Origin of the sequence: Rhizobium sp. NPDC090275 (genome assembly GCF_044772225.1) — a bacterium.
In the GTDB taxonomy this organism is placed as follows: domain Bacteria; phylum Pseudomonadota; class Alphaproteobacteria; order Rhizobiales; family Rhizobiaceae; genus Rhizobium.
In genome coordinates, this window is record NZ_JBIVYL010000001.1 from 719,979 (window position 1) to 744,172 (window position 24,194).

Genomic DNA, 24,194 nt, shown 5'->3' on the forward strand with positions numbered 1-24,194 from the left:
GTCTTGCCGGTCGGGGATGGTTTTTTGATTCGTTTGCGTCGAGGCGTCGGAGCGGGCGTGTCCGGGACGCCGCAGAGCCGGTATGCGCCGTAGCTGCTCTGCCTCGTTCATCGAATGGCGCCAGCACATACCTTGGTATGGTCGCGGCTACACCCCAATAGGATTTCGAGATTGCCGACCGGGTACTAGGCTCCTCTTACAGAACGAAAGGGACGCGCGATGACCCACCAGGCATTTCGCGACAACATCGCATGCAAACCGCCATCCGGGCAGACACGGCCATTTCCTTCGATGCCGCTAGAGGCGCTCCTCGATATGGATCCGGATGCATTGCTTTGGGAACGGCTCTATTGGCAATTCACGCTTCCGGCGCCTTTATCAGCCGCGCTCGATCGCCTGCGAGAGGATTGTGGTGGGCAGATATAAGGAGGACACAGGGATGGCGAACGACTGCAGGCCACTTGTCGAAGTGTCAATTCAAAGGAATGGCTTGTTGATTCCGCTCGGGATCATGACTATCGCGCAGGCGCATGATTTGCCGCGCCGTCAGGACTTGGTTTTTGTTCAACTGGTCGAGAAAGCGGATGGTCGCGCGTTCCCGCAGTTTGAACAACCGTCGCGCCGAATATAGCGGCGCGCTGCTTAAAGACATTCGCAAGGCAGCTTGCAATGCTCATCGCTCAGATTTTTCAGGGAAATTTACCAGCTATTTCAGCGTGGTGATGATGGTCGGAGTGGAGAGATTCGAACTCCCGACCCTCTGGTCCCAAACCAGATGCGCTACCAGACTGCGCTACACTCCGTGCCAACGAGGAGCGCAATACACGGTTCGATCATGCGCTGCAATAACTAAAATGGTCTTTTCACAAGGATCGTCTTTCCGCGGCTTTCAGGTTGATGTCAGTAAGCAATGCCATCCCCGCCTGGTTGGCGTGGCAGCCTTGGCTGGTGCGCGCTCTGGCATTGGGATGCATTTTGGAAAATACGGGTTCATCGAGTGCGCGGGCCGGCTATCGGCCGAAGATCGGAAGTGTCACGCTGTCGGTGCTGACGGCGGTCTACATTCTGGCGGTGGCGAACCAGACATTCTGGGTGCGGGCTTTCGGCTATCTGGCCGCCACGCCAATGGCGTTCATCGCCTTCGTGCTCGGGATTTTTGCAATCACCATCGCTGCACTGACCACATTTTCTGTCAAATACCTGACCAAGCCGGCGCTGATCTTCTTCCTTATGGTCGCGGTGGTATCCTCCTGGTTCACAGATCAGTTCGGTGTGATCATCGACAAAGAGATGATCCGCAACGCTGCGGTGACCACGCGGGCAGAATCGGCGCATCTGATCACCTTTTCCTTCGTGCTTCACATTCTGCTGTTAGGCGTGCTGCCGTCGCTTCTGATCGCCTTGGTCAAGATCGTTCACAAGCCGTTTCTGAAGAAGTTTGCCTGCAATATGGCCGTTATTCTGCCGTGCCTGGCGATTTTCGTCGCTGCCGGCCTCGGCTTTTCGCAGACCTATGCCGCGGTCGGGCGTCTGCACAAGGATATCATGCTCACGCTGAACCCGTTCATCCCGATCGGAAACGCCGCACGCTTCGTCTTCGCCACTGAAAACGATCGCACCGTCGTGCGCCGGCCGCTCGGTACGGATGCGCACCAGCGCACGGCGAGCGCCAATGGTAAGCCCCGGGTGACGATCATCGTTGCCGGCGAGACGGGCAGGGCGCAGAATTTTTCGCTCGGCGGCTATCCGCGCGAGACCAATCCGGAGATGAAGGCGCGCGGCGTCATCTACTATAAGAATTCGACGAGCTGTGGCACCTCCACGGCGGTGTCCTTGCCCTGCATGTACTCCGTCTATACGCGGGCGGACTATACGCATCGCAAAGGGCTCGAGACCGATAACCTCACGGATATTCTCGGCCACGCGAAGGTCGACGTCGAGTGGTGGGACAACGATACCGGCAGCTATGGCGTCGCCAACCGCATTCCCTATCGCTTCCTGCCCGATGCCGCCGACCCACGTTTCTGCACGGATGGCGAATGCCTCGACACGGTGCTGCTCGACAAGTTGGGCGACTGGCTCTCGAATGTGAAGAGCGACAGCGTTCTGGTGCTGCACCAGCTCGGGAGCCATGGGCCGGCTTATTACAGGCGTTACCCGGACGATTTCCGCCGCTTCACGCCGGATTGCCGGACCGCGGAGTTCGGTGCCTGCAAGCCTGAGGAGATCGTCAATGCCTACGACAACACGATCCTTTTCACCGATCACGTGGTCGCCAAGGTCATCGACAATCTGAAGAAGCATCAGGACACGATTTCGGCTTCGATGCTCTATGTCTCCGACCATGGCGAATCGCTGGGCGAAAATGGGCTTTATCTCCATGGCGCTCCCTATATCATCGCGCCGGCGGAGCAGACGCGGGCGCCGATCATCGTCTGGCTGTCGCCTGATTTCAGCGCGGCCTCCGGCATCGACACGGCCTGTCTTGCGGCGAGCGCTTCCAATCCGGTGTCGCACGACAATTTCTTCCACAGTGTTCTCGGGCTGATGGATGTCGAAACCAGCGTCTACGACGCGAAGCTCGACCTGTTCTCAGGCTGCCGGAAGGTGCCGGACAAGGCGGTTCAGACGACATCCAAGGGGTAGGCCGTCGGCGCGCGGCTTCCACGGCTTTTCGCTTGAAAAGGAAGGGATTCGCCGCTAAGCAAAATTCATCTATCTGTGCGATCGTAGATGAAGATGCTCCGCACGGGGGCAGTCCATTGATTGCGAAAGCCATAATTCGGAGGCGTGCAGCTATGTCTGCCAAGATCTATCGTCCAGCAAAGACCGCCATGCAATCCGGCAAGGCAAAGACTCACCTCTGGGTGCTGGAGTTCGATCAGGAAACGCCGCGCACGATCGACCCGATCATGGGCTACACCTCGTCGTCGGACATGCGCCAGCAGGTGAAGCTGAATTTCGAAACGCAGGAACTGGCCGAAGCCTATGCGCAGCGCAACGGCATCGAATACCGGGTGATCGCCCCGAAAGATCCGCAGCGTCAGACGGTGGCATATCCGGATAATTTCCGCTATACGCGCACGCAGCCTTGGACGCACTGATCGGACGCACCGATCGCTTCCAGAGCCCATGCCTTCGATGCGCCCAGGTGCATCGGCAGTGTGGCCCCTTAGCTCAGCTGGATAGAGCACCTGCCTTCTAAGCAGGTGGTCGCAGGTTCGAATCCTGCAGGGGTCGCCAATCAATTCAATGACTTACGGTGATTTTCCAACTTCGAGGTTGGAGCCGTTTACAGAGTTTTGAGGCGGTTTACCCCACCTCTAGTTTGTACTCTCGATCGGCATTCGATTGTCGCAAGGCGGATCGTTTGATCTGTCACCAGATGACTTTCTGAAGCTATCTTCCTCCCGGACTTGAATTCGCCACATTGACCTCCCATATCAGGCCCATCGGCATTGCTGGTCAGTGTTCCACACAGCGAACGCTCGCAGTTGCCGGTACCGCTTTTATGCTTTTGACCACGGATGTACTGGCACTGGTGTGAGATGCGAATAGGAAGGTCGGTGCGGATTTGCCCCGGCCTTTTTTATTGTCCGGATTCGGGCCGGCTCAAAGCTTTGTATGACGTTCAAAGACAAAAGGCCGAAGCGGGTGCTTCGGCCTTTTGTGGTTTTGGTGGTGCTGCGTCTTTGCTGCTATTTCACCGCTGTTGCGTGGCGCCTGCCTTTGCCGAGGTCCGGCAGGAAGACGGTGAGCAGGCCGAGCAGCGGCAGGTACGAGCAGACGTGATAGACGAAGACGATGCCCATGCGGTCCGCGACCATGCCTAGTGCCGCGGCGCCGATGCCGCCGATGCCGAAGGCGAAGCCGAAGAACAGGCCGGCGATCATGCCGACGCGTCCGGGCACCAGCTCCTGCGCGAAAACGACAATGGCCGAGAAGGCGGAGGCCAGGATGATGCCGATCACGAAGGTCAGCACGATCGTCCAGGTATAGCCCGCATAGGGCAGCGCCAGCGTGAAGGGCAGGGCGCCGAGGATCGAGAACCAGATGGTGAACTTCGTTCCAAACCAATCGACGATCGGACCGCCGGCGACGGTGCCGATGGCGACCGCGCCCAGGAAGACGAAGAGCAGGATCTGCGCTTCTTGGACCGACACCTGGAAGCGTTCGATCATGTAGAAGGTGTAGTAGCTCGAAAGGCTGGTCATGTAGACGTATTTCGAGAAGACCAGCATGGCGAGGACCGCGATCGACATGATCACCTTGGCGCGCGGCAGCACGACGGCAGGCACCGCGGCCTTGCGGCCGGCATTGGTGCGGCGGTGGTTGGAGTACCAGACACCGACGCGCCACAGGATGATCATGCCCGTCAGAGCCGCAACCGAGAACCATGCGACGCTGGTCTGTCCGCGCGGCAGCACGATGAAGGCGGCGGCCAGCGGGCCGATGGCCGAGCCGAAATTACCGCCCACCTGGAACAGCGACTGCGCCAGACCGTGGCGTCCGCCCGACGCAAGGCGGGCGACGCGGGAGGATTCCGGATGGAAGACCGCCGAGCCGAGGCCGACAACGCCGGCGCCGACGAGCAGCACCCAATAGGCGTGTGCATAGGCGAGCAGCACCAGGCCGATCAGGGTGAAGAACATTCCCGCCGACAGCGAATAGGGCAGCGGGCGCTTGTCGGTATAGATGCCGATCAGCGGCTGCAGCAGCGAGGCCGTGACCTGGAAGACCAGGCCGAGCAGGCCGATCTGGGTGAAGTCGAGACCGTAGCCCTCCTTGATCATCGGATAGAGGGCTGGGATGAGCGACTGCATCGTGTCGTTCAAGAGATGGCAGAAGCTGACTGCCATGATGATGCTGAAAACCGTCTGTTCCGCGGAGTGTTTCTCCGCCGTCATTGTACCTGTTGTCACGATGTTCCTCCTGAGAACCTGACTATCCGCATAGTCTCCTTGCGGTAGTCCCGCTTTCGTGTTTTGGTCCAATGTCTTCGCAACTGGGCCAAGCTGAATGAAAGAGTCGCAAAATTCGCCGGCTGCCGGACTGGCGGAGCGGCACATCGAGCGGTTGGCGGCGACTGAAGCGGCCGTAGAGCCGGTATTTACCCTGCCGTCAAAGTATCCGTCCGGCCATCATGTGGCGTTGCACCGGCACAGCCGGGCGCAGTTCGCATATGCGCGTACCGGAGTTATCATGGTGTCGTCGCGGCAGGGACGGTGGATGGTTCCGCCGGAGCATGCGCTGTGGATCCCGGCCGGTCTCGATCACTCCGTCGATATGCTCGGCGAGGTGACCATGCTTTCGGTCTATATAAGTTCCGACGCGCTGGTTTCCCTGCCGGAAGCGGTCCGCGTGGTCGGGCTGACGGATTTGGCGCGCGCGCTCATCATCCAAGCGGCGTCTCCGGCAAGTGATGTCGGCGGCTCGCGGCGGCAGCGCCTGATCGTGGCGCTGCTTCTGGAGGAGATCGCAAGGCTTCCCGACCGACAACTCGGACTGCCTATTCCTGCGGATGCGAAGCTTGCAGGACTCTGTCGCGCCTTTCTTTCCAGCCCGACCGCACGGCTTCTGATCGACGATTGGGCCGAGCAACTGAACATGAGCCGCCGTGCCTTTACCCGTGCGTTTCGGCGCGAGACCGGCATCAGCCTCTCCACCTGGCGTCAGCAGGCGGCACTCTTCACCGCGCTTCCGCGGCTGGCGGCGGGCGAGTCGGTAACCTCGGTTGCCCTCGATCTCGGATATGAAAGCGTGGCTGCCTTCACCACCATGTTCAAGCGCATGCTGGGCGCGCCGCCGCGCACTTACTTTCGCGTTGCCGATCCCATTTGAAATCGCTGAGTAACTTCAGAATCCGGCACGTGGGCTTGTCACACGCCCGACATCGGCGCGCGGCATAACTGTGCGAAACATTCGTTTGACATTCGAATGAGTTTCGCTTTAACTGTTTTAGCTTTCGCAATTGCGTTGTCTTGTTTGCGTTGCGGCATTTTCTGGGGGCATGGACGCGTGAGCGGTCAGATTCACGATCTTTTCGTTATCGGTGGCGGCATCAACGGCTGTGGTATCGCGCGTGACGCGATCGGGCGCGGCTATTCCGTTGCGTTGGCCGAGATGAACGATTTCGCCTCCGGCACGTCCTCCGGTGCCACCAAGCTCATTCACGGCGGTCTGCGCTATCTCGAACACTACGAGTTTCGTTTGGTGCGCGAATCGCTGATGGAGCGCGAGATCCTGTGGGCGATGGCGCCGCATATCATCTGGCCGATGCGCTTCGTGCTGCCCTACCACAAGGGCGGCATCCGGCCGGCATGGCTGATCCGGCTTGGTCTGTTCCTTTACGACCATCTCGGCGGCCGCAAGCTTCTGCCGCCGACCAAGGTGCTCGACATGCGCCGCGATCCGGCGGGCAAGCCGTTGAAGTCGCTGTTCTCGAAGGCGTTCGAATATTCCGACGGCTGGGTCGATGATGCCCGCATGGTGGTGCTGAATGCGCGCGATGCGGCCGACAAGGGCGCGCTGATCATGCCGCGCACCAAGGTCGTCTCGGCGCATCGCGAGAACGGTGTCTGGGCGATCGAGACCGTGGATACGGTGACCGGCGAGAAGCGGCATTTCCAGGCGCGGATGCTGGTCAATGCGGCAGGTCCTTGGGTCGATCACGTCATTCGCGCCGCCTTCGGGCAGAACGAGGCGCGGCATGTGCGCCTCGTCCAGGGCAGCCATATCGTCGTGAAGAAGAAGTTCAACGATAACAGGGCCTACTTCTTCCAGAACCCCGACAACCGCATCATCTTCGCGATCCCCTACGAACAGGACTTTACGCTGATCGGCACCACGGACCGCGACTACAAGGCCGATCCTAGGGATGTGAGGATCTCGGACGAGGAGACGACCTATCTCTGCAAGGCCGCGAGCGAGTATTTCAACGAGCCGGTGCGGCCCGAGGACATCGTCTGGACCTATTCCGCTGTGCGCCCGCTGTTCGACGACGGCGCATCCAAGGCGCAGGAAGCGACGCGCGATTACGTGCTGAAGCTGGAGGGCGAGGGCGGACAGGCGCCGTTGCTCAATGTGTTCGGCGGCAAGCTCACCACCTATCGTCGGCTGTCGGAACACGCGCTGGAGAAGATCGGCGCGGCAATCGGCGCCAAGGGTGCCCCGTGGACGGCCAAGAGCCATTTGCCCGGCGGCGATTTTCCGGCGCAGGGATACGAGGCGGAAGTTCGCAAGCTGAAGGGCAGCTATCCGTTTCTCATAGATACGCATGCCCGCCGCCTCGTTCGCCGCTACGGCACGAAGGCCGCGGTGCTTTTGGGACAGGCGCGCGGGACCGAGGATCTCGGGCGCTGTTTCGGTAGCGACCTCTATGAGGTGGAGGTTCGCTACCTGATCGAGCACGAATGGGCGAGACATGCCGATGACGTGCTCTGGAGGAGAACGAAGGAGGGCTTGCGCCTGACGAAGGAGCAAGCCGCGGTTTTGGAGGAGTACATGGCCGCGCTACCGGCTCAGATGGCCGGATAAAAGAGCGGCATGTGGTCCCCGCTGTGAGGAGGCACGGGAACCTGAATGCTGGAATTGCGAAACATCGCAAAGACGGTGGGTGCGGATACGCATATCCACGCGACCGATCTCGCGTTTGAACGCGGCACGCTGAACGTGCTCCTGGGGCCGACCCTGTCTGGCAAGACGTCGCTGATGCGGCTGATGGCCGGGCTCGACCGGCCGACCAGCGGGACGATCCATTTCGATGGCGTCGATGTCACCGGCATGCCGGTGCAGAAGCGCAATGTCGCGATGGTCTACCAGCAGTTCATTAACTACCCCGCCTTTACGGTCTACGAAAACATCGCCTCGCCGATGCGCATATCGGGCAAGGATGCCGCCACCATCGATCGCGAGGTGCGCAAGGCCGCCGATCTGCTGCGGTTGACGCCCTATCTCGACCGCACGCCGCTCAATCTCTCCGGCGGTCAGCAGCAGCGCACCGCGCTTGCCCGCGCGCTGGTCAAGAACTCCAGCCTCGTGCTGATGGACGAGCCGCTTGCCAACCTCGACTACAAGCTGCGCGAGGAACTGCGCGCCGAGTTGCCCAGGATATTCGCGCAATCGGGCGCCATCTTCGTCTATGCGACGACCGAGCCATCCGAAGCACTGCTGCTCGGCGGCAATACGGCCACGCTATCCGAGGGGCGGGTGACGCAGTTCGGGCCAACGATTTCGGTCTACCGGACACCGCGTGATCTCACCACCGCCAAGACCTTCGCCGATCCGCCGCTCAATTTCATCGACGTGGTGAAAGCCGGCGCGACATTCCAGCGCGACGGTCGCGCGGTGTTTGCGGTGCCGGGGCACCTTGCCGGCATGGCCGATGGACCGGTGACGGTGGCGTTTCATCCGCATCATCTCGGGCTTGCAGCGCAGACGCAGGGCGCGGTGCGGCTCAAGGCGCGCACGCAGCTGTCGGAGATCACCGGCTCGGAAAGCTTCGTCTATCTCGATTACGAGGGTGTGCGCTGGGTTATGCTGGCGCACGGCATTCACGACATCGATCCGGACACCGATATCGACGTGTTTCTTGATGGCCGCCACCTGATGGCATTCGACACCGGCGGCCGGGCGATCTCGTCCGGCGCAACGGCTTGAAGGGGTAGGGACATGGCACGCATCACGCTCGACCACATCCGCCACGCCTACGGGCCGAACCCGCAATCGGACAAGGACTACGCGCTGCGCGAAGTCGACCACGAATGGAACGACGGCGGCGCCTATGCGCTGCTCGGGCCATCCGGCTGCGGGAAGACGACCCTGCTCAACATCATCTCCGGCCTGCTGCAGCCGTCGCATGGCCGCATCCTGTTCGACGGCAAGGACGTGACCAATCTGGCGACGCAGGCGCGCAACATCGCGCAGGTGTTCCAGTTCCCCGTCATCTACGACACGATGACGGTCTACGACAATCTGGCCTTTCCGCTGCGCAATCGCGGCGTATCGGAGCCCGAGGTTGATCGTCGCGTTCGCGAAATTCTCGAGATGATCGATCTCACGCTCATGGCGCGGCGCAAGGCGCAGGGGCTGACCGCCGACCAGAAGCAGAAGATTTCGCTTGGCCGGGGACTAGTGCGCAGCGACGTCAACGCGATCCTGTTCGACGAGCCGCTGACGGTCATCGACCCGCATATGAAATGGGTGCTGCGCTCGCAGCTGAAGCGGCTGCACAAGCAGTTCGGTTTCACCATGGTCTATGTCACGCACGACCAGACGGAAGCGCTGACCTTCGCTGACAAGGTCGTCGTCATGTACGAGGGCGAGATCGTGCAGATCGGCACGCCGGCCGAGCTCTTCGAGAAGCCGAGCCACACCTTTGTCGGTTATTTCATCGGCTCGCCCGGCATGAACGTGCTGCCGGCAAAGCTCGATGGCAGCAGGGTGACGGTGGGAAGCGAGAGCCTGTCGCTCGACTACGCGCCGAAGGCTGCTGCGGGCGCAAAGACCGAGCTCGGCATCCGGCCGGAGTTCATCCGCCTCGGGCGCGAGGGCATGCCTGTCACCATCAACCGGGTCGAGGATATCGGGCGGCAGAAGATCGTGCGGGCAGATTTCGCGGGCCAGCCGATCGCCATCGTGTTGACCGAGGATGCCGAGATCCCCGCTGAAGCCCGGGTCACCTTCGATCCCAAGGCCATCAACATCTACGCCGATTCCTGGCGCGTCGGCAGGGAGGGCTGAGCCATGAACAAGACCTGGAACAACAAGGCCTGGTTTCTGGTGCTGCCAGTGCTGGTGCTTGTCGCCTTCTCGGCGGTGATCCCGTTGATGACCGTCGTCAATTATTCGGTGCAGGATACGTTCGGGAACAACGAGTTCTTCTGGGCGGGCACGGACTGGTTCGTGCAGACGCTGCAATCCGACCGCTTCTGGGCGGCCTTGCAGCGCAATCTCGCCTTCTCGCTGATCATCCTGGCGCTGGAGATCCCGCTCGGCATCTTCATCGCGCTCAACATGCCGAAGAAGGGGATCGGCGTGCCGATCTGCCTCGTTCTGATGGCACTGCCGCTCCTTATTCCGTGGAACGTCGTCGGCACGATCTGGCAGGTGTTCGGGCGCGTCGATATCGGCCTGCTCGGCCATACGCTGGAGGCGATCGGGCTCGACTATAATTATGTCCGCGATCCGGTCGATGCCTGGATCACCGTCATCGTCATGGACGTCTGGCACTGGACGAGCCTTGTGGTGCTGCTGTGCTATGCCGGTCTCGTGTCGATCCCGGATGCCTATTATCAGGCGGCGAAGATCGATGGCGCGTCGCGCTGGTCGGTGTTCCGTTACATCCAGCTGCCCAAGATGAAGCGCGTGCTTCTGATCGCCGTGCTGCTGCGCTTCATGGATAGCTTCATGATCTATACTGAACCCTTCGTCGTCACCGGCGGCGGCCCCGGCAATTCGACCACTTTCCTGTCGATCGATCTGGTGAAGATGGCCGTCGGGCAGTTCGATCTCGGTCCGGCGGCCGCGATGTCGATCATCTACTTCCTGATCATCCTGCTGCTCTCATGGATCTTCTACACTGTGATGACCAGCGGCGACGAGAACGCTTGAGGAGGAGAGGACCATGGCCCAATCCATGACACAGACGATGAAATACAAGCCGGCCGGCAACTTCTCCTGGGTCGTCTCGACCGTCTACATCATCTTCCTGCTCTTGCCGATCTACTGGCTGGTCAACATGAGCTTCAAGGAGAATGCCGAGATCACCGGCACCTTCTCGCTCTGGCCGCAGAACCCGACGCTCAGGAACTACACGATCATCTTCACCGATCCGTCGTGGTACAACGGCTATATCAACTCGATCACCTATGTGGTGATGAACACGGTGATCTCGGTGCTGGCGGCGTTGCCTGCGGCCTATGCGTTCTCGCGCTACCGGTTTCTCGGCGACAAGCACCTGTTCTTCTGGCTGCTCACCAACCGCATGGCGCCGCCCGCCGTTTTCGCGCTGCCGTTCTTCCAGCTCTATTCGGCATTCGGTCTGATCGACACCCATATCGCGGTCGCGCTGGCGCACTGCCTGTTCAACGTGCCGCTGGCGGTCTGGATCCTTGAAGGCTTCATGTCTGGTGTGCCGAAGGAGATAGACGAAACGGCCTATATCGATGGCTACTCGTTTCCGCGTTTCTTCATCCGCATCTTCATGCCGCTGGTGGCATCGGGGATCGGGGTGGCCGCCTTCTTCTGTTTCATGTTCTCGTGGGTGGAGCTGCTGCTCGCCCGCACGCTGACGACCACCGCGGCCAAGCCGATCTCGGCGATCATGACGCGCACGGTGTCGGCCTCGGGGATGGACTGGGGCGTGCTGGCGGCGGCCGGCGTGCTCACCATCATTCCCGGCGCACTCGTCATCTATTTCGTCCGCAACTACATCGCCAAGGGCTTCGCGCTCGGCCGCGTCTAAAGGGGAGACCAGACATGAACTTTTCCTGGATGGCGTGGACGCTGCCGACCGCATTGTTCTTTCTGACGATCCTCGTGCTCCTGATCGGCATGAGCATCTGGGAATATCTGGCGCCGGGCGGCTCGCCGCGTGTGGGGGTCTTGAGGTTCGAGACCACGCGGGGAGACCGTCTTTTCATATCGCTGCTGGGAGCAGCGTTCATTCATCTCGCATGGCTGGGCCTCGTCGGGCCCAACCTGTGGTGGGCTCTTGGGCTTGCCGTAGTCTACGCCATCGGCGTGTTCCGCTACGTGTGAGGCCAGGGAGATACAGATGGCCGGGGGTACTGGCCGCCTGACGTGAAGACTGCAATCGCAAACCTTGGGAGGATATCATGCGACGGCATCTACTAGCGACAACAGCAGGCATCTTGCTGGCCATGGCGGGTTCCGCCTATGCCGGCATGGACGAGGCGAAATCATTCCTGGACAAGGAAGTCGGCGAACTCTCGTCGCTTTCGCGCGCCGACCAGGAAAAGGAAATGCAGTGGTTCATCGATGCCGCGAAACCCTTCGCCGGCATGGATATCAAGGTCGTTTCCGAAACGCTGACGACGCATGAATATGAATCGAAGGTGCTGGCGCCGGCGTTCACCGCCATCACCGGCATCAAGATCACCCACGACCTGATCGGCGAGGGTGACGTCGTCGAAAAGCTGCAGACGCAGATGCAGTCGGGCGAAAACATCTACGACGCCTACGTCAACGATAGCGACCTGATCGGCACCCATTGGCGCTACCAGCAGGCCCGCTCGCTGACCGACTGGATGGCCAACGAAGGTAAGGATGTCACCAACCCGGGACTCGACATCAACGACTTCATCGGCACCAAGTTCACGACCGCGCCGGACAAGAAGCTCTACCAGCTTCCCGACCAGCAGTTCGCGAACCTCTACTGGTTCCGCTACGACTGGTTCAACGACGAAAAGAACAAGGCGGACTTCAAGGCGAAGTACGGCTACGACCTCGGCGTTCCGGTCAACTGGTCGGCTTATGAGGATATCGCCGAGTTCTTCACCGGTCGCGAAGTGAACGGCAAGAAGGTCTTCGGCCATATGGACTACGGCAAGAAGGACCCGTCGCTCGGCTGGCGCTTCACCGACGCATGGCTGTCGATGGCCGGCAACGGTGACAAGGGCCTTCCGAACGGTCTTCCCGTCGACGAATGGGGCATCAAGGTCGACGAGAACTCGCGTCCCGTCGGCTCATGCGTCGCGCGCGGCGGCGATACCAACGGTCCGGCTGCCGTCTATTCGATCCAGAAGTATCTGGATTGGTTGAAGGCCTATGCACCGCCGGCAGCGCAGGGCATGAACTTCTCCGAATCCGGCCCCGTGCCGGCGCAGGGCGAAGTGGCGCAGCAGATCTTCTGGTACACCGCTTTTACGGCCGATGCCGTCAAGCCGGGCCTGCCTGTCGTCAACGAGGACGGCACGCCGAAATGGCGCATGGCACCAAGCCCGCATGGCGTCTACTGGAAGGACGGAATGAAGCTCGGCTATCAGGACGTCGGTTCCTGGACGCTGATGAAGTCGACGCCTGACGACCGCGCCAAGGCCGCATGGCTCTATGCGCAGTTCGTGACCTCGAAGACGGTGGACGTGAAGAAGAGCCATGTCGGTCTCACCTTCATCCGCGAATCCACCATTCGCGACAAGAGCTTCACGGAGCGCGCTCCGAAGCTCGGCGGTCTGGTCGAGTTCTATCGCTCGCCGGCCCGCGTGCAGTGGTCGCCGACCGGCACCAACGTTCCTGACTATCCGAAGCTGGCACAGCTCTGGTGGCAGGCCGTCGGCGATGCGTCCTCCGGCGCCAAGACCGCCCAGGAAGCCATGGATTCGCTTTGCGCCGAGCAGGAAAAGGTCCTGCAGCGCCTGGAGCGCGCCAAGGTGCAGGGCGATATCGGTCCGAAGCTCGCCGAGGAGCATGATCTCGAATACTGGAACAAGGACGCGGTCGCCAAGGGCAACCTCGCTCCCCAGCTGAAGATCGAGAACGAGAAGGAAAAGCCGGTCACCGTCAACTACGACGAACTGGTCAAGAGCTGGCAGTCCCAGTAATGGGCTCCAACGGCCGGGGTTTCAAACCCCGGCCAATCTCTATGCCGGCGGCACGCGAAGGCTGTCGCCGGCTCTCTCCATTTTCAAATCCATGTTGGCAACCTGCCGTTCGAGCGGCGGGAACGGTACTCCTATTCAGTCGGAACAGATCATGGGCGGGTTCATTCTGGCGATCGATCAGGGCACGACGTCGTCGCGAGCGATCATCTTCGACAACGGAATGACGATCGTCGCCTCGGCGCAGATGGACGTCCGGCAGCATTATCCGCAGGCGGGCTGGGTCGAACATGATGCCTGCGAGATATGGGAGAGCGTCGTCGCCACCGCGCGGCAGGCGATCGACAAGGCGGGCATCGCGGCCTCGGCAATTGTTGCGATCGGGATCACCAATCAGCGTGAAACCACCGTTGTGTGGGACCGCAGGACCGGAAGGCCGCTTTACAGGGCAATCGTCTGGCAGGACAGGCGCACCGCCGAGATCTGCGACAGCCTGAAGGCGGATGGCTACGAGAAGCTGGTTCGCGCCAAGACAGGGCTGCTGCTCGATCCCTATTTCTCCGGCACCAAGCTGCGCTGGCTGCTCGACAATGTCGATGGGCTGCGGGAGCGTGCAAGGATGGGCGGTGTTTGCTTCGGCACCATCGACAGCTGGCTGATCTTCAACCTGACGGGCGGGCGGGTTCACGCGACCGATGCGACCAACGCTTCGCGCACCATGCTTTACAACATCACCGATGCGACCTGGGACGACGAGCTTTTGGGCGTGCTCGCGATACCGGCGCCGCTGCTGCCTGATGTCAAGGAATGCGCTGATGATTTCGGGGTCACGGACAGGTCGATCCTCGGAGCGGCAATCCCGATCCTGGGCGTTGCCGGAGACCAGCAGGCAGCGACGATCGGCAATGCCTGTTTTGATCCTGGCATGATGAAATCGACCTATGGAACGGGTTGCTTCGCGCTGCTCAACACCGGCCGGGATCGGGTTGCCTCATCGAACCGCATGCTGACGACAATCGCTTATCGGCTGGATGGCGAAACGACTTATGCGCTCGAAGGGTCGATCTTCATTGCGGGTGCTGCCGTGCAATGGCTGCGCGATGGGCTCGGCCTCATTTCGCGTGCCTCCGACAGCGGCGCCTTGGCTGTTGCTGCCGATCATGGGCAGCGCGTCTACATGGTGCCCGCATTCACCGGTCTCGGCGCGCCCCATTGGGATTCGCAGGCGCGCGGCGCGATCTTTGGATTGACCCGCAACAGCGGGCCGGCGGAGCTGGCGCATGCGGCGCTTGAATCGGTCGCCTACCAGACGTTGGACCTGCTGGTGGCCATGCGCAAGGATTGGGGCGAGCGTCGGACCGGGACAGTGCTCAGGGTCGATGGCGGCATGACGAATTCTGACTGGACCATGCAGCGCCTCGCCGACATCGTCGCCAATCCCGTGGATCGCGCGGCAGCGCAGGAGACGACGGCTCTCGGTGCTGCATGGCTTGCCGGGTCGCGGGCGGGTGTCTGGCCGGAGCGCGCCGCTTTCGCGAAAGCATGGTACAGCGACCGTCAGTTCCTGCCGACGATGCCGGACACCGAGCGACAGGCGAAGATCGCCGGCTGGCGCGATGCCGTGTCTCGAACGCTTTCCCGCCCGCTCAGCCTGTGATCTTCACGTCCGATCCGGCCAACAGTGAGAGGTCGCGGGCGGCCTGTTGCAGCATGACGATCGTTCGCTCGATATCGGGTGCGTCGGGCGCATTGACGAGGCCGATATAGGGGCAGGTGAGGGCGGCGATGACGCGGCCGTCGGGGCCGAGGATCGGGGCGGAGAGGTTGTGGACGCCAGCGGTCTGGGCGCTCGGCATCTTCTCGTAACCGCGTTCGCGGATGTCGCTCAGGCGCTGGTAGAACTCCCGTCCCGGCCGCTTCGTCTTGGGGTCGCGGGCGTGCTCGGCGATCATCATCTCGCGCTCCTCATCGGTGCGGAAGGCGAGCAGCACGTGGCCGGAGCCGGTTTCGAGCAGGCTCATATGCGAGCCGACACGGATCGAGATGCCCCAGTAGTTCGGCGCCTCGTGCTGGGCGATGACGACGGCGGATCCGCGGTCGAAGACCACGAGATGGTTCGCCTGGCGGGTGCGCTGCGCGAGGTCGCGCATCAGCGGCATGGCGAATGAGGCGAGGCGGCGGGCAGGGGCGTGCAGCTGGGAAAGGCCGAAGAGCTTGAGCGTCAGCGTGAAGCGGTCGCCCTCGAGCTTGGTGACGTAGCCGCGGCGCACGAGACGATCGAGCATGCGGTAGAATTCGTTGGGGCTGCGGTCGAGGCGCTTGGCGATTTCCGCCTGGGTGAGCCCCTCCTCGACGCTCGCCAGAAGCTCGAGGATATCAAGCCCCTTGTCCAAGGCAGGCGCCCGGTACCGGTCGGCTTCATCCGCGTCCATGCTGTTCTCCTGTGAATATGCCTTTACATATACAAATAAGCCGAAGCCGAAAAGGGAAAGTTCGGCGGCGATCCCGGCAATCCGAGACAACTTCTCCGTTTCACGAAGCGGCTTGCTACCCAGATCAGGCGCACATAGCATGCAGCAGATTTGCAGGATGATGCCGATGTTTCTGACGCAGGACGAGCTTTCCCATATCACCGCGTTTCGCCGCGAGCTCCACCGCTATCCCGAGGTGTCGGGCGAAGAGGTCGAGACCGCGCGCCGGGTGCAGGAAGCGCTGCTTCTGGCAAAGCCTGATCGGATCGTCTCGAACCTTGGCGGACATGGCGTCGCCGCGGTCTATGACGGCGCCATTCCGGGGCCGACGGTGCTCATCCGCTGCGAGCTCGATGGATTGCCGATCGAGGAGATCTCCAACGAGGAGTACCGGTCGACGATCCCGGGAAAGGGGCATCTTTGCGGTCACGACGGGCATATGTCGATCCTGATGGCCGTTGCGACGGCGCTGGGGCAGAAGCGGCCGAACAAGGGGCGTGTGATCCTGCTGTTCCAGCCGGCCGAGGAGAATGGCGCGGGTGCTGCCGCGGTGCTTGCCGATCCTCAGTTCGCGACGCTGAAGCCCGATATGGCGCTCTCACTGCATAATCTTCCGGGTGTGCCTTTGGGCCATGTGCTGCTGCGCGAAGGGCCCGTCAACTGCGCGTCGCGCGGGATGAAGATCGTGCTCGACGGCAAGACGTCCCATGCCTCCTGCCCGGAGGATGGCGTTGCGCCGACATTCGCGCTGGCGAGCCTGCTTGGCGGGATCACTGCGCTCGGCAGCGCCGCACCTGTCGGTCCCGATTTCGCGCTGGTGACCGTTACCCACGCCCGGCTCGGCGAGCCTGCCTTCGGCATCAGCCCCGGGCGGGCCGAGATCTGGGCGACGTTGAGGACGCTGACCGACGAGCGGATGGCCGGCCTGGTGCAGCGCGCCGAGATGCTGGCGAAGAACGAGGCGGATGCGGCTGGGCTGACGATCGAGATCAGCTATGAGGATGTGTTTCATCAGTGCTTCAATTCGTCGGAAGTGGTGGATGCGTTGCGCCGGGCGCTGGATGACGAGGGCGTCAGCCATCAGAGCGACAGCCGCCTGCTGCCGATGAAGGGTTCGGAAGATTTCGGGCTGTTTCGAACCGTCGCGCCGTCGGCGATGTTCTTCCTCGGGTCGGGCGAAACGCATCCGCAACTGCACAATCCGGATTATGATTTTCCCGAGGCGTTGATCCCGATCGGGGCTGGCGTGTTCATGCGCGCGATCACCAATATCCTCGGCTGAGGATGCCGCAGATTTGATTGATGTCATGTGCGCCGGCGCATGGAAATTGCCCGCGCAGGTCGTTTTTCCCTTTCCCGCTCGGCACGATCGGCCTATCTACGATCGGGTCGACCGACGCCCCACGCCGCACGTGCAGTTGCCGGCCGTTTGATCCAGATTTCACATTGGCAGATTGATGACAGCAGTTGAGACGGTCGAGGCGGATGGTGACGCGGGCAGCGCGCGCCGTTCGAAAATAGTGGCGCTTGTCGTCGCCGTATCCTTCTTCATGCAGATCCTTGACGGCACGATCGTCACCACCTCGTTGCCGCAGATGGCGGCGAGCTTTGGTGTTCCCACGATATCGATGAGCATCGGCATCACCGTCTACATGCTGACCATGGCGGCATTCATTCCGCTCTCGGGATGGCTTGGCGATCGCTACGGCGCGCGCCGTGTCTTCATGGCGTCCATCGCCGTGTTCACCGTCGCCTCGCTGCTCTGCGGGCTTTCAGAGAATCTGACCGAATTCGTGCTTGCCCGCGCTGTCCAGGGTGCCGGCAGCGCACTGATGACGCCGGTGGGGCGAATCATCGTGCTGAAGAACGCACGCAAATCCGAACTGGTGCAGGCCATCGCGCTGATCACCTGGCCGGCGCTGACGGCCCCCGTCATCGGGCCGCTTTTGGGCAGCGTCATCACCACCTATGCAAGCTGGCACTGGAACTTCCTGATCAACCTGCCGATCGGCGTGCTCGGCATGGCGCTCGTCTGGCGTTTCGTGCCCGAGCAGCGCGAGGAGGATGCCGGGCGGCTCGATGTGCGTGGCTTTATCCTGAGCGGCGCCGGACTGACGCTTCTTCTGGCAGCGCTCGAACTGTCGGCGAAATGGCATGGCGGTCTCTTGCCGGTCGGCGCCATGCTGGTTGCCGGCATAGTCCTGTCTCTCATCGCCTACCGGCATTTCATGCGGGTCGACAATCCGCTGCTTGATCTTTCGTCCTTCAAGGTGCAGACCTTTGCGATCGCCACACTCTCGGCCGGAACCGCAAGCCGCACGTCCATCAACGCGCCGCCGTTTTTGCTGCCCCTGTTGTTCCAGCTCGGCTTCGGGCTGAGCTCGATCGAAGCGGGCATCTATCTGCTGGTCTATTTCCTCGGCAATCTGAGCATGAAGACGGTGACGACGCCGTTGCTTGCCCGGTTCGGCTTCCGGACGGTGCTCTTCTTCAACGGGTTGATCGCGGCGCTGACGATCGCGGCTTGCGGCTTTCTTGTGCCGGAGACGCCGCGTGTGGTGATTTATGCCCTGCTGTTCATCACTGGCCTGTCGCGCTCCATGCAGTTTACCGCGCTGAACACGATTGCCTTTGCTGATATCAGCGGCGCGCAGAGAAGCTCGGCTTCGACCTTGTCGAGCATGCTGCAGCAGGTGTCGATGTTGCTGGGTGTCGCGATCGCGGCTTCTGTTCTCAACGTGTCGGCTGCCGTTCGCGGGCTTGGCGATCCCGGACTTGTCGATTTTCGCTGGGCTTTCGTTGTCATCGGCGCGATCGGCGTTGTGTCGACGCTACGGTTTCTGCAATTGCCTCATGATGCCGGCGCCGAGGTTTCGGGGCACAAGCGTCAGCGGTAATGCCTGGACGGTTATCCAGGTGCGGCCGATTTCCACGTCGCCGCCCGGATCGTGACGTGATAGCGAGGGCAGAGATGATTGCTTCGAGCCGCGTCGCCTTTCTGTCGCCTTTCTTTCCTATGAAAAGCGGGCGCTCGTTCTACTGTCGAACTTGCTACCAAACTTGGCGGGGATACCTTGCGGCTGACACGTTTTCTGCTTCAGAGCCTATTGTTTGTCTCGCTGGCCGTGGCCGGCGCTGGTTCAACGTATGCGCAGACACCGCCACCTGCCGCGCCGGCGCAGAGCGCTCAACCCGCCGCCGAGCAGAACGCTGCCGCACCCAGCGGGCCGGGCGATCAGGCCGCCAAGCATATGGCCAAAGCGAAGGCCGATTTTGCGGCACTTCAGGAGAGCGTGAAGCAGAGCGTCGACGACGATGACGGGCTGGTGGCGCTGGCGGGGCGGGCGGATGAGCTCAATCGCGGCGTTGCCGGGATTTCCGGCGGTATCACGCCGCGTCTCGATCAGATCAAGGCGCGCTTGGCCGAGCTTGGCGAGCCGCCAAAGGACGGGCAGCCGCCCGAGGCCGAGATCGTCGCCAACGAGCGGAATGCCTTGATGGCAGAGCGCGCGCAGCTCAACGTCGTGCAAGGCGATGCCGAAACGCTGACCGCCTCGCTCGGGCGGATGAGCAACCAGATCGCGGAACTGCGCCGCAAGCTGTTTGCCGCGACACTGCTTCGCCGCAGCGACATTTCCGCCTCCGTGCTTGCCGACGCCGGCACCGCGTTCGTCCAGGAAGTAGGCGCATTCCAGCAGGCGCTGGCGAGCTGGCTGGGCTTCGTGCTGAAGTTCAAGGCCTTCGCCTTTGCGGCGGCGATCTTCATGTCGCTCGCAACAGCGCTGATCCTTCTATCAGGCAGCTACCGGCTCTTCGGGCACTATCTGCAGCGCAAGGAGAGCGACGAGCCGCCCTCCTATATCAGCCGCCTGTCGATTGCCTTCTGGTCGACGCTGGTCAGGACGCTGTCTCTCGCGACGCTTCTGGTCACGTCCTATCTCTTCCTCGATAGCTTCAATGTCCTGAGACCCGACATCGCGCCCGTCGTTGCGGCGCTGTTTTCGACGATCGGCGTCATCTACTTCGTTCGGCGCTTCACCAATGCCGTGTTCGCGCCGCGCGATCCGCAATGGCGTCTCGTCCGCCTGTCCAATCGTGGCGCGAGCTCGATCAGCGCCTGCCTGTTGGCGATGGCGATCGTTCATGCTCTCGATTTCTTCTTCGGCAGCATCAGCGAATCGATGGGCTCGCCTCTGGTTCTGACCGTCGTCCGCAGCTGGATCGCGGCGCTGATCATCGGCCTGATCCTGATCGCGGCATCCTTCGGGCGACCGATGATGGCGAAGAGCCGTGATCCCGATGCGCCTGGCCGGCATTGGCCGAAGGGGCTGGCGATCGTGCTGCGCGTACTGGGCGGCGGTCTCATCTTCGCGGCGCTGACCGGTTATGTCGGTTTCGCGCGCTTCATCGCCTCGCAGCTGATCTTTACCGGCGCGATCGGCGTCACGACCTATATCGGCCTGCTCTCGGGCAAGGCGATTTCGCGGACGGAAACCTTCGGCGATACGCGGCCGGGCCAATATCTGGCGACGCGCTTCAAGCTTGGTCCTGTCGTGATCGATCAGGTCGGGCTGCTCGTCGGCTTCTGCATCTACGGAGTGGCACTGGCGACCGGTATTCCGCTTATCCTGCTGCTCTGGGGCTTCCATGTGCAGGACCTGCAGCTGATCGCCTACCGTCTGTTCACGGAAGTCCGTCTCGGCGGCATCAGCATATCGCTGGTCGGCATCATGACCGGCATTCTCTTGTTTGCCGGTTGCTATCTCCTGACGCGCTGGATCCAGCGCTGGCTTGATAACAACGTCATGGCCCGCAGCCACGTCGACCTTGGCGTGCGCAACTCGGTCAAGACGGGCATCGGCTATCTCGGCGTCGGCATCGCGGCGCTGATCGGCGTGTCGGCTGCCGGTATCGATCTGTCGAGTTTCGCGCTGGTCGCCTCGGCACTGTCGGTCGGTATCGGTTTCGGCTTGCAGAACATCGTGTCGAACTTCGTGTCCGGCCTGATCCTGCTCGTCGAACGGCCGTTCAAGGTCGGCGACCATGTGGTCTCGGGGACGGCCGAAGGTATCGTCAAGCGCATCTCGGTGCGTGCGACGGAGATCGAGACCTTCCGCAAGCAGTCGATCATCGTGCCGAACTCCGAGTTGATCAACGCCAATGTCGGCAACTGGACCCATCGCAACAAGATGGGACGCTCCGAAATTCCTGTTTCGGTGAGCTATGATTCCGATCCGCAGAAGGTGATGGATATCCTGCTCGAGTTGGTGAATGCCGTGCCGCTGGTGCTGCGCAATCCGGAGCCGCATGTCGAGTTCCTGCGCTTCGGTCCGTATTCGCTCGATTTCGAGCTTCGCTTCATGCTCGGCGACATGGGCGACGGGTTGAAGGTGCGCAATGACCTCAGGATTGCGATCCTCAAGCGCTTCCGCCAGGAGGCGATCGAGATCCCGCTGCCGCAGAGCGACGTTGTGTTCCATCGCCAGCCGGATACCGTCACCCCTGATGCTGACATCCTGGCGCCGGAGCCTGTGGCGGACGAACAGGTCGAAAGCCGCGATATCGAGGAAGACGATGGCAGAGTGCGTCGCCTTCGCGGAAAGGCTGACGGCTAGTCGATGCGAGCGCGGGCTCTGTGCTCGCGCTCGTCCGCGCGTGACCTCTTGAACCGGTCACTAGGTTATAGATTAAAGTCCTCAAAATAGTCCTTTAATCATGTTGCCAAGAAAGCTCCGCTGTTCGGGCCTGATGCTAGTTTGTCCGGCCAAGAAAGGGTCCGTTTAATACTTATTCAAACAGCCTGATGTAGCGATTTGAACCAAGCAGACGATTTTCTTCTTGGGGTTTTGAAATGGCTTTTTTGGGTATTTCCGGGATGCAGTATTCCGGTGGCATGTTTGAGAACGTACGTATTGTTGTCGCTGAAGACTCCAACGTCTTCACCTCCATGATCAGCACGCGGTTGAAGGAGCTTTTCGACATCGAGGTCGAAATCTGCCGCAACTTCGAAGAGCTGCAGCTCTGCTACGACAAGTCCTCCCAGGAAATCACGCTCGCCATTTCCAACATCAACCTGCCGGGCGCCGAAAACGGCGAGGCATTGGAATATCTGGTGGATCTCAGCATCCCGACGATCGTGTTCACCGGCACCTTCCAGGAAGGCATGCGAGACAAGCTGATCGCCAAGGAGATCGTCGACTACATCCTCAAGGACAATGTCTTCGCGGTCGATCTCCTCGCAGAATCCGTCTGCCGCTTCCTGACCAACCATCGTCATCACGTGCTGATCGTCGACGACAGCCCGACGGCGCGCGCGCTGCTCTCCAGCCGCCTGAAGCGCTACAATTTCCGCGTCAGCACCGCTGATAGCGGCGCCAAGGCGCTCGAAACCCTCAAGGCGAACCGCGATATCGGCTTGATGATCACCGACTACAACATGCCCGATATCGACGGCTTCGAGCTTACCCGCCGCATCCGTTCCAGCATCGGTTCGCACGAACTCAGGATCATCGGCGTCTCGTCGTCCTCCAACCGCCTGCTTTCGGCGCGGTTCCTGAAGGCCGGCGGCAACGACTTCATGCTGCGTCCGTTCATCGACGAAGAGTTCTATTGCCGGGTCAACCAGAACCTCGACACGCTGCTGCAGATCCAGGCGATGCAGCCGGCGCGCAAGAGCGCCTGAGCGGGCCAATCCATGCACTCCATACCCAACCTATGAAAATCTCGTTTCGCGCAGGCCTTCGGTCTTTTGATCGGATGCGGCGCGGGACGGATTTTTGTTCGCCAGGCAAAGCGCACGAGGCAGGTGACCGACATGAAATCAGACATTCTGCGTGAGAGACAGGCCTCGCAACGAGAGGGACGCACGATTCTTCTCGTCGAGGATTCGCGCATGTTCTCGTCCGTGCTTTCGCACCGCTTCGAGACGGAGCTTGGGCTGACGGTGACGCATTGCGGGTCTCAGAAGGCGCTGGACGCCGCGCTTCTGGAGGCGCCTGACGGTTTCACCATGGCGGTTGTCGGTCTCAATCTGCCGGGCTCGCGGGATGGAGAGGCGCTTGACCAGATCCTTGCGCATGACATCCCGGCCGTGGTCTTTACCGCATCATTCAATGTCGACGTGCGTAACCGGATCGCGTCGCGCAACGTCGTCGATTATGTCGTGAAGGATAACGAGTTCGCGCTGGACAACCTGATCGCCGCTGTGCGCCGCGCCATCTCCAACCGCAGGACGCGTGTCCTCGTCGTCGATGACGTGGTGTCTGCCCGAAGCGCGCTCGTTGCACTCCTGGAAGCGCAGCAATTCAAGGTGTGCCAGGCCGGAACCGGCGTCGAGGCGCTGGAAGTGCTGGAAAAATACGGCGATATCGAGCTGGTTCTGACCGACCATCATATGCCGGATATGGACGGATACGAGCTGACAAGGCGGATCCGCAATCGCTACAGCACCGAGCGCATCCGCGTGATCGGCATTTCGTCGTCGGGCGACCGCTTATTGTCGGCGAGCTTTCTGAAGGCCGGCGCCAGCGATTTCGTCTATCGGCCATTCGTTCCCGAGGAACTTCAGTGTCGCATCTCGCACAATATCGAGACGCTGACGCAGATCAAACAGCTGCGCGCAGCGGCTGCGAGCGACTATCTGACCGGGCTTTACAACAGGCGCTATTTCTACGACCAGGGGCCGCGGATCGTCACGGAGTGCCTGCGCAACTCGGAGCCGGCGTCGGTCGCCGTTCTCGACATCGACCACTTCAAGCGGCTGAACGATACGTATGGCCATGAGATTGGCGACAGGGTGTTGAAGGCAGTTGCGACACGGCTGCAGGGCGAGTTCATCGGTAGTGACAATCTCCTGTCGCGCGTGGGTGGCGAGGAGTTCGCGATGCTATTCGCGGGACTGGATTCAGCCGCTGCGACGGCGCTCTGCGACCGGGTGCGCGAGGATATACAAACGCTGAAGATCGTGGCCGAGGACGAGGACATTTCGGTCACCGTCTCGATTGGCGTCGCCGAAATCGGCGGCTACGAGACGTTCGAGAATTATCTCAATGCCGCCGACCAGTATCTCTACATGGCCAAGCATCATGGGCGTAATCAGGTCTATTCCGACGCGCGCGTGGTGACGACCGCGGCGGAATGATGTCGCATCCACGATAGCGGTTTA

19 protein-coding genes and 2 tRNA genes are annotated in these 24,194 nt (G+C 61.3%); 18 read left to right on the forward strand and 3 right to left on the reverse strand.

The annotated features are described in order from the left end of the window. The first annotated feature begins 439 nt into the window (after nucleotides 1-439). Nucleotides 440-631: a hypothetical protein gene (locus ACIQUB_RS03455; protein WP_113238622.1), complete on the forward strand. Its 192-nt coding sequence runs from the start codon at nucleotides 440-442 to the stop codon at nucleotides 629-631. A gap of 95 nt (nucleotides 632-726) precedes the next feature. On the opposite strand, the gene ACIQUB_RS03460 is transcribed toward ACIQUB_RS03455, so the two are convergent. Next, nucleotides 727-803: transfer RNA gene (locus ACIQUB_RS03460), tRNA-Pro, on the reverse strand. Nucleotides 804-897: 94 nt separating this feature from the next. Here ACIQUB_RS03460 and ACIQUB_RS03465 point away from each other — a divergent pair. The 3 genes from ACIQUB_RS03465 (at nucleotide 898) to ACIQUB_RS03475 (ending at nucleotide 3,243) form a co-directional block, all read left to right on the forward strand. Beyond that, entirely contained in the window at nucleotides 898-2,646 is a 1,749-nt protein-coding gene (locus ACIQUB_RS03465) for a phosphoethanolamine transferase (RefSeq protein ID WP_402928677.1), read from the forward strand. 152 nt (nucleotides 2,647-2,798) lie between these two features. Beyond that, the gene (locus ACIQUB_RS03470; protein ID WP_018900450.1) at nucleotides 2,799-3,104 is read left to right on the forward strand and encodes an ETC complex I subunit; all 306 of its coding nucleotides are present in this window, start codon (nucleotides 2,799-2,801) and stop codon (nucleotides 3,102-3,104) included. A gap of 62 nt (nucleotides 3,105-3,166) precedes the next feature. Beyond that, nucleotides 3,167-3,243 (forward strand) — tRNA-Arg (locus ACIQUB_RS03475). 455 nt (nucleotides 3,244-3,698) lie between these two features. On the opposite strand, the gene ACIQUB_RS03480 is transcribed toward ACIQUB_RS03475, so the two are convergent. Continuing rightward, nucleotides 3,699-4,907, reverse strand: coding sequence for an MFS transporter (locus ACIQUB_RS03480; RefSeq protein WP_113238623.1), 1,209 nt, complete (start codon nucleotides 4,905-4,907; stop codon nucleotides 3,699-3,701). 112 nt (nucleotides 4,908-5,019) lie between these two features. On the opposite strand from ACIQUB_RS03480, the gene ACIQUB_RS03485 reads away from it, so the two are divergent. The 9 genes from ACIQUB_RS03485 to glpK all read left to right on the forward strand — a co-directional run bounded on the left by ACIQUB_RS03485 (nucleotide 5,020) and on the right by glpK (nucleotide 15,216). Next, on the forward strand, nucleotides 5,020-5,841 hold the full coding sequence (locus ACIQUB_RS03485) for a helix-turn-helix domain-containing protein (protein WP_113238624.1): 822 nt from the start codon (nucleotides 5,020-5,022) through the stop codon (nucleotides 5,839-5,841). A 177-nt stretch (nucleotides 5,842-6,018) separates the two neighbouring features. After that, the gene (gene glpD / locus ACIQUB_RS03490) at nucleotides 6,019-7,536 is read left to right on the forward strand and encodes a glycerol-3-phosphate dehydrogenase (RefSeq protein WP_113238625.1); all 1,518 of its coding nucleotides are present in this window, start codon (nucleotides 6,019-6,021) and stop codon (nucleotides 7,534-7,536) included. 45 nt (nucleotides 7,537-7,581) lie between these two features. Beyond that, entirely contained in the window at nucleotides 7,582-8,658 is a 1,077-nt protein-coding gene (locus ACIQUB_RS03495) for an ABC transporter ATP-binding protein (protein WP_113238626.1), read from the forward strand. Between the two features lie 12 nt (nucleotides 8,659-8,670). Next, nucleotides 8,671-9,741 (forward strand): ABC transporter ATP-binding protein, encoded by a 1,071-nt coding sequence (locus ACIQUB_RS03500; protein ID WP_113238627.1) that lies wholly within the window; start codon nucleotides 8,671-8,673, stop codon nucleotides 9,739-9,741. A gap of 3 nt (nucleotides 9,742-9,744) precedes the next feature. Beyond that, entirely contained in the window at nucleotides 9,745-10,611 is an 867-nt protein-coding gene (locus tag ACIQUB_RS03505) for a carbohydrate ABC transporter permease (RefSeq protein ID WP_113238628.1), read from the forward strand. A gap of 25 nt (nucleotides 10,612-10,636) precedes the next feature. Beyond that, nucleotides 10,637-11,464 carry a carbohydrate ABC transporter permease gene (locus tag ACIQUB_RS03510; protein ID WP_113198533.1) on the forward strand — a complete coding sequence of 276 codons (828 nt, stop codon included), beginning with the start codon at nucleotides 10,637-10,639 and terminating at the stop codon, nucleotides 11,462-11,464. Between the two features lie 14 nt (nucleotides 11,465-11,478). After that, the gene (locus ACIQUB_RS03515) at nucleotides 11,479-11,760 is read left to right on the forward strand and encodes a DUF2160 domain-containing protein (protein ID WP_037178747.1); all 282 of its coding nucleotides are present in this window, start codon (nucleotides 11,479-11,481) and stop codon (nucleotides 11,758-11,760) included. A 77-nt stretch (nucleotides 11,761-11,837) separates the two neighbouring features. Beyond that, a complete protein-coding gene (locus ACIQUB_RS03520; RefSeq protein ID WP_047505507.1) occupies nucleotides 11,838-13,562 on the forward strand; it encodes an ABC transporter substrate-binding protein in 1,725 nt (574 codons plus the stop codon). A gap of 151 nt (nucleotides 13,563-13,713) precedes the next feature. Then, a complete protein-coding gene (gene glpK / locus ACIQUB_RS03525; RefSeq protein ID WP_402928681.1) occupies nucleotides 13,714-15,216 on the forward strand; it encodes a glycerol kinase GlpK in 1,503 nt (500 codons plus the stop codon). Here the strand turns inward: glpK and ACIQUB_RS03530 are convergent. Continuing rightward, nucleotides 15,206-15,991 carry an IclR family transcriptional regulator gene (locus ACIQUB_RS03530; RefSeq protein WP_113238883.1) on the reverse strand — a complete coding sequence of 262 codons (786 nt, stop codon included), beginning with the start codon at nucleotides 15,989-15,991 and terminating at the stop codon, nucleotides 15,206-15,208. The two genes, glpK and ACIQUB_RS03530, sit on opposite strands and share 11 nt — an antisense overlap. 166 nt (nucleotides 15,992-16,157) lie before the next feature. Here ACIQUB_RS03530 and ACIQUB_RS03535 point away from each other — a divergent pair, with 166 nt between their 5' ends. The 5 genes from ACIQUB_RS03535 to ACIQUB_RS03555 all read left to right on the forward strand — a co-directional run bounded on the left by ACIQUB_RS03535 (nucleotide 16,158) and on the right by ACIQUB_RS03555 (nucleotide 24,170). Then, nucleotides 16,158-17,312: an amidohydrolase gene (locus ACIQUB_RS03535; protein ID WP_113238886.1), complete on the forward strand. Its 1,155-nt coding sequence runs from the start codon at nucleotides 16,158-16,160 to the stop codon at nucleotides 17,310-17,312. A gap of 175 nt (nucleotides 17,313-17,487) precedes the next feature. Next, entirely contained in the window at nucleotides 17,488-18,927 is a 1,440-nt protein-coding gene (locus tag ACIQUB_RS03540) for an MFS transporter (protein WP_113238882.1), read from the forward strand. Between the two features lie 177 nt (nucleotides 18,928-19,104). Further along, a complete protein-coding gene (locus tag ACIQUB_RS03545) occupies nucleotides 19,105-21,645 on the forward strand; it encodes a mechanosensitive ion channel family protein (protein ID WP_113238881.1) in 2,541 nt (846 codons plus the stop codon). A 236-nt stretch (nucleotides 21,646-21,881) separates the two neighbouring features. Then, on the forward strand, nucleotides 21,882-22,712 hold the full coding sequence (locus tag ACIQUB_RS03550) for a response regulator (protein ID WP_113238880.1): 831 nt from the start codon (nucleotides 21,882-21,884) through the stop codon (nucleotides 22,710-22,712). 132 nt (nucleotides 22,713-22,844) lie between these two features. Then, entirely contained in the window at nucleotides 22,845-24,170 is a 1,326-nt protein-coding gene (locus tag ACIQUB_RS03555; RefSeq protein ID WP_113238885.1) for a diguanylate cyclase, read from the forward strand. Nucleotides 24,171-24,194: the final 24 nt, after the last annotated feature.

Bases quoted from the DNA above. Each gene is read 5' to 3' on its own strand.
- ACIQUB_RS03455 (WP_113238622.1), top strand. From the start codon at position 440: ATGGCGAACGACTGCAGGCCACTTGTCGAAGTGTCAATTCAAAGGAAT.
- ACIQUB_RS03465 (WP_402928677.1), top strand. From the start codon at position 898: ATGTCAGTAAGCAATGCCATCCCCGCCTGGTTGGCGTGGCAGCCTTGG.
- ACIQUB_RS03470 (WP_018900450.1), top strand. From the start codon at position 2,799: ATGTCTGCCAAGATCTATCGTCCAGCAAAGACCGCCATGCAATCCGGC.
- ACIQUB_RS03480 (WP_113238623.1), bottom strand. From the start codon at position 4,907: ATGACGGCGGAGAAACACTCCGCGGAACAGACGGTTTTCAGCATCATC.
- ACIQUB_RS03485 (WP_113238624.1), top strand. From the start codon at position 5,020: ATGAAAGAGTCGCAAAATTCGCCGGCTGCCGGACTGGCGGAGCGGCAC.
- ACIQUB_RS03495 (WP_113238626.1), top strand. From the start codon at position 7,582: ATGCTGGAATTGCGAAACATCGCAAAGACGGTGGGTGCGGATACGCAT.
- ACIQUB_RS03500 (WP_113238627.1), top strand. From the start codon at position 8,671: ATGGCACGCATCACGCTCGACCACATCCGCCACGCCTACGGGCCGAAC.
- ACIQUB_RS03505 (WP_113238628.1), top strand. From the start codon at position 9,745: ATGAACAAGACCTGGAACAACAAGGCCTGGTTTCTGGTGCTGCCAGTG.
- ACIQUB_RS03510 (WP_113198533.1), top strand. From the start codon at position 10,637: ATGACACAGACGATGAAATACAAGCCGGCCGGCAACTTCTCCTGGGTC.
- ACIQUB_RS03515 (WP_037178747.1), top strand. From the start codon at position 11,479: ATGAACTTTTCCTGGATGGCGTGGACGCTGCCGACCGCATTGTTCTTT.
- ACIQUB_RS03520 (WP_047505507.1), top strand. From the start codon at position 11,838: ATGCGACGGCATCTACTAGCGACAACAGCAGGCATCTTGCTGGCCATG.
- glpK (WP_402928681.1), top strand. From the start codon at position 13,714: ATGGGCGGGTTCATTCTGGCGATCGATCAGGGCACGACGTCGTCGCGA.
- ACIQUB_RS03530 (WP_113238883.1), bottom strand. From the start codon at position 15,991: ATGGACGCGGATGAAGCCGACCGGTACCGGGCGCCTGCCTTGGACAAG.
- ACIQUB_RS03535 (WP_113238886.1), top strand. From the start codon at position 16,158: ATGTTTCTGACGCAGGACGAGCTTTCCCATATCACCGCGTTTCGCCGC.
- ACIQUB_RS03540 (WP_113238882.1), top strand. From the start codon at position 17,488: ATGACAGCAGTTGAGACGGTCGAGGCGGATGGTGACGCGGGCAGCGCG.
- ACIQUB_RS03550 (WP_113238880.1), top strand. From the start codon at position 21,882: ATGGCTTTTTTGGGTATTTCCGGGATGCAGTATTCCGGTGGCATGTTT.
- ACIQUB_RS03555 (WP_113238885.1), top strand. From the start codon at position 22,845: ATGAAATCAGACATTCTGCGTGAGAGACAGGCCTCGCAACGAGAGGGA.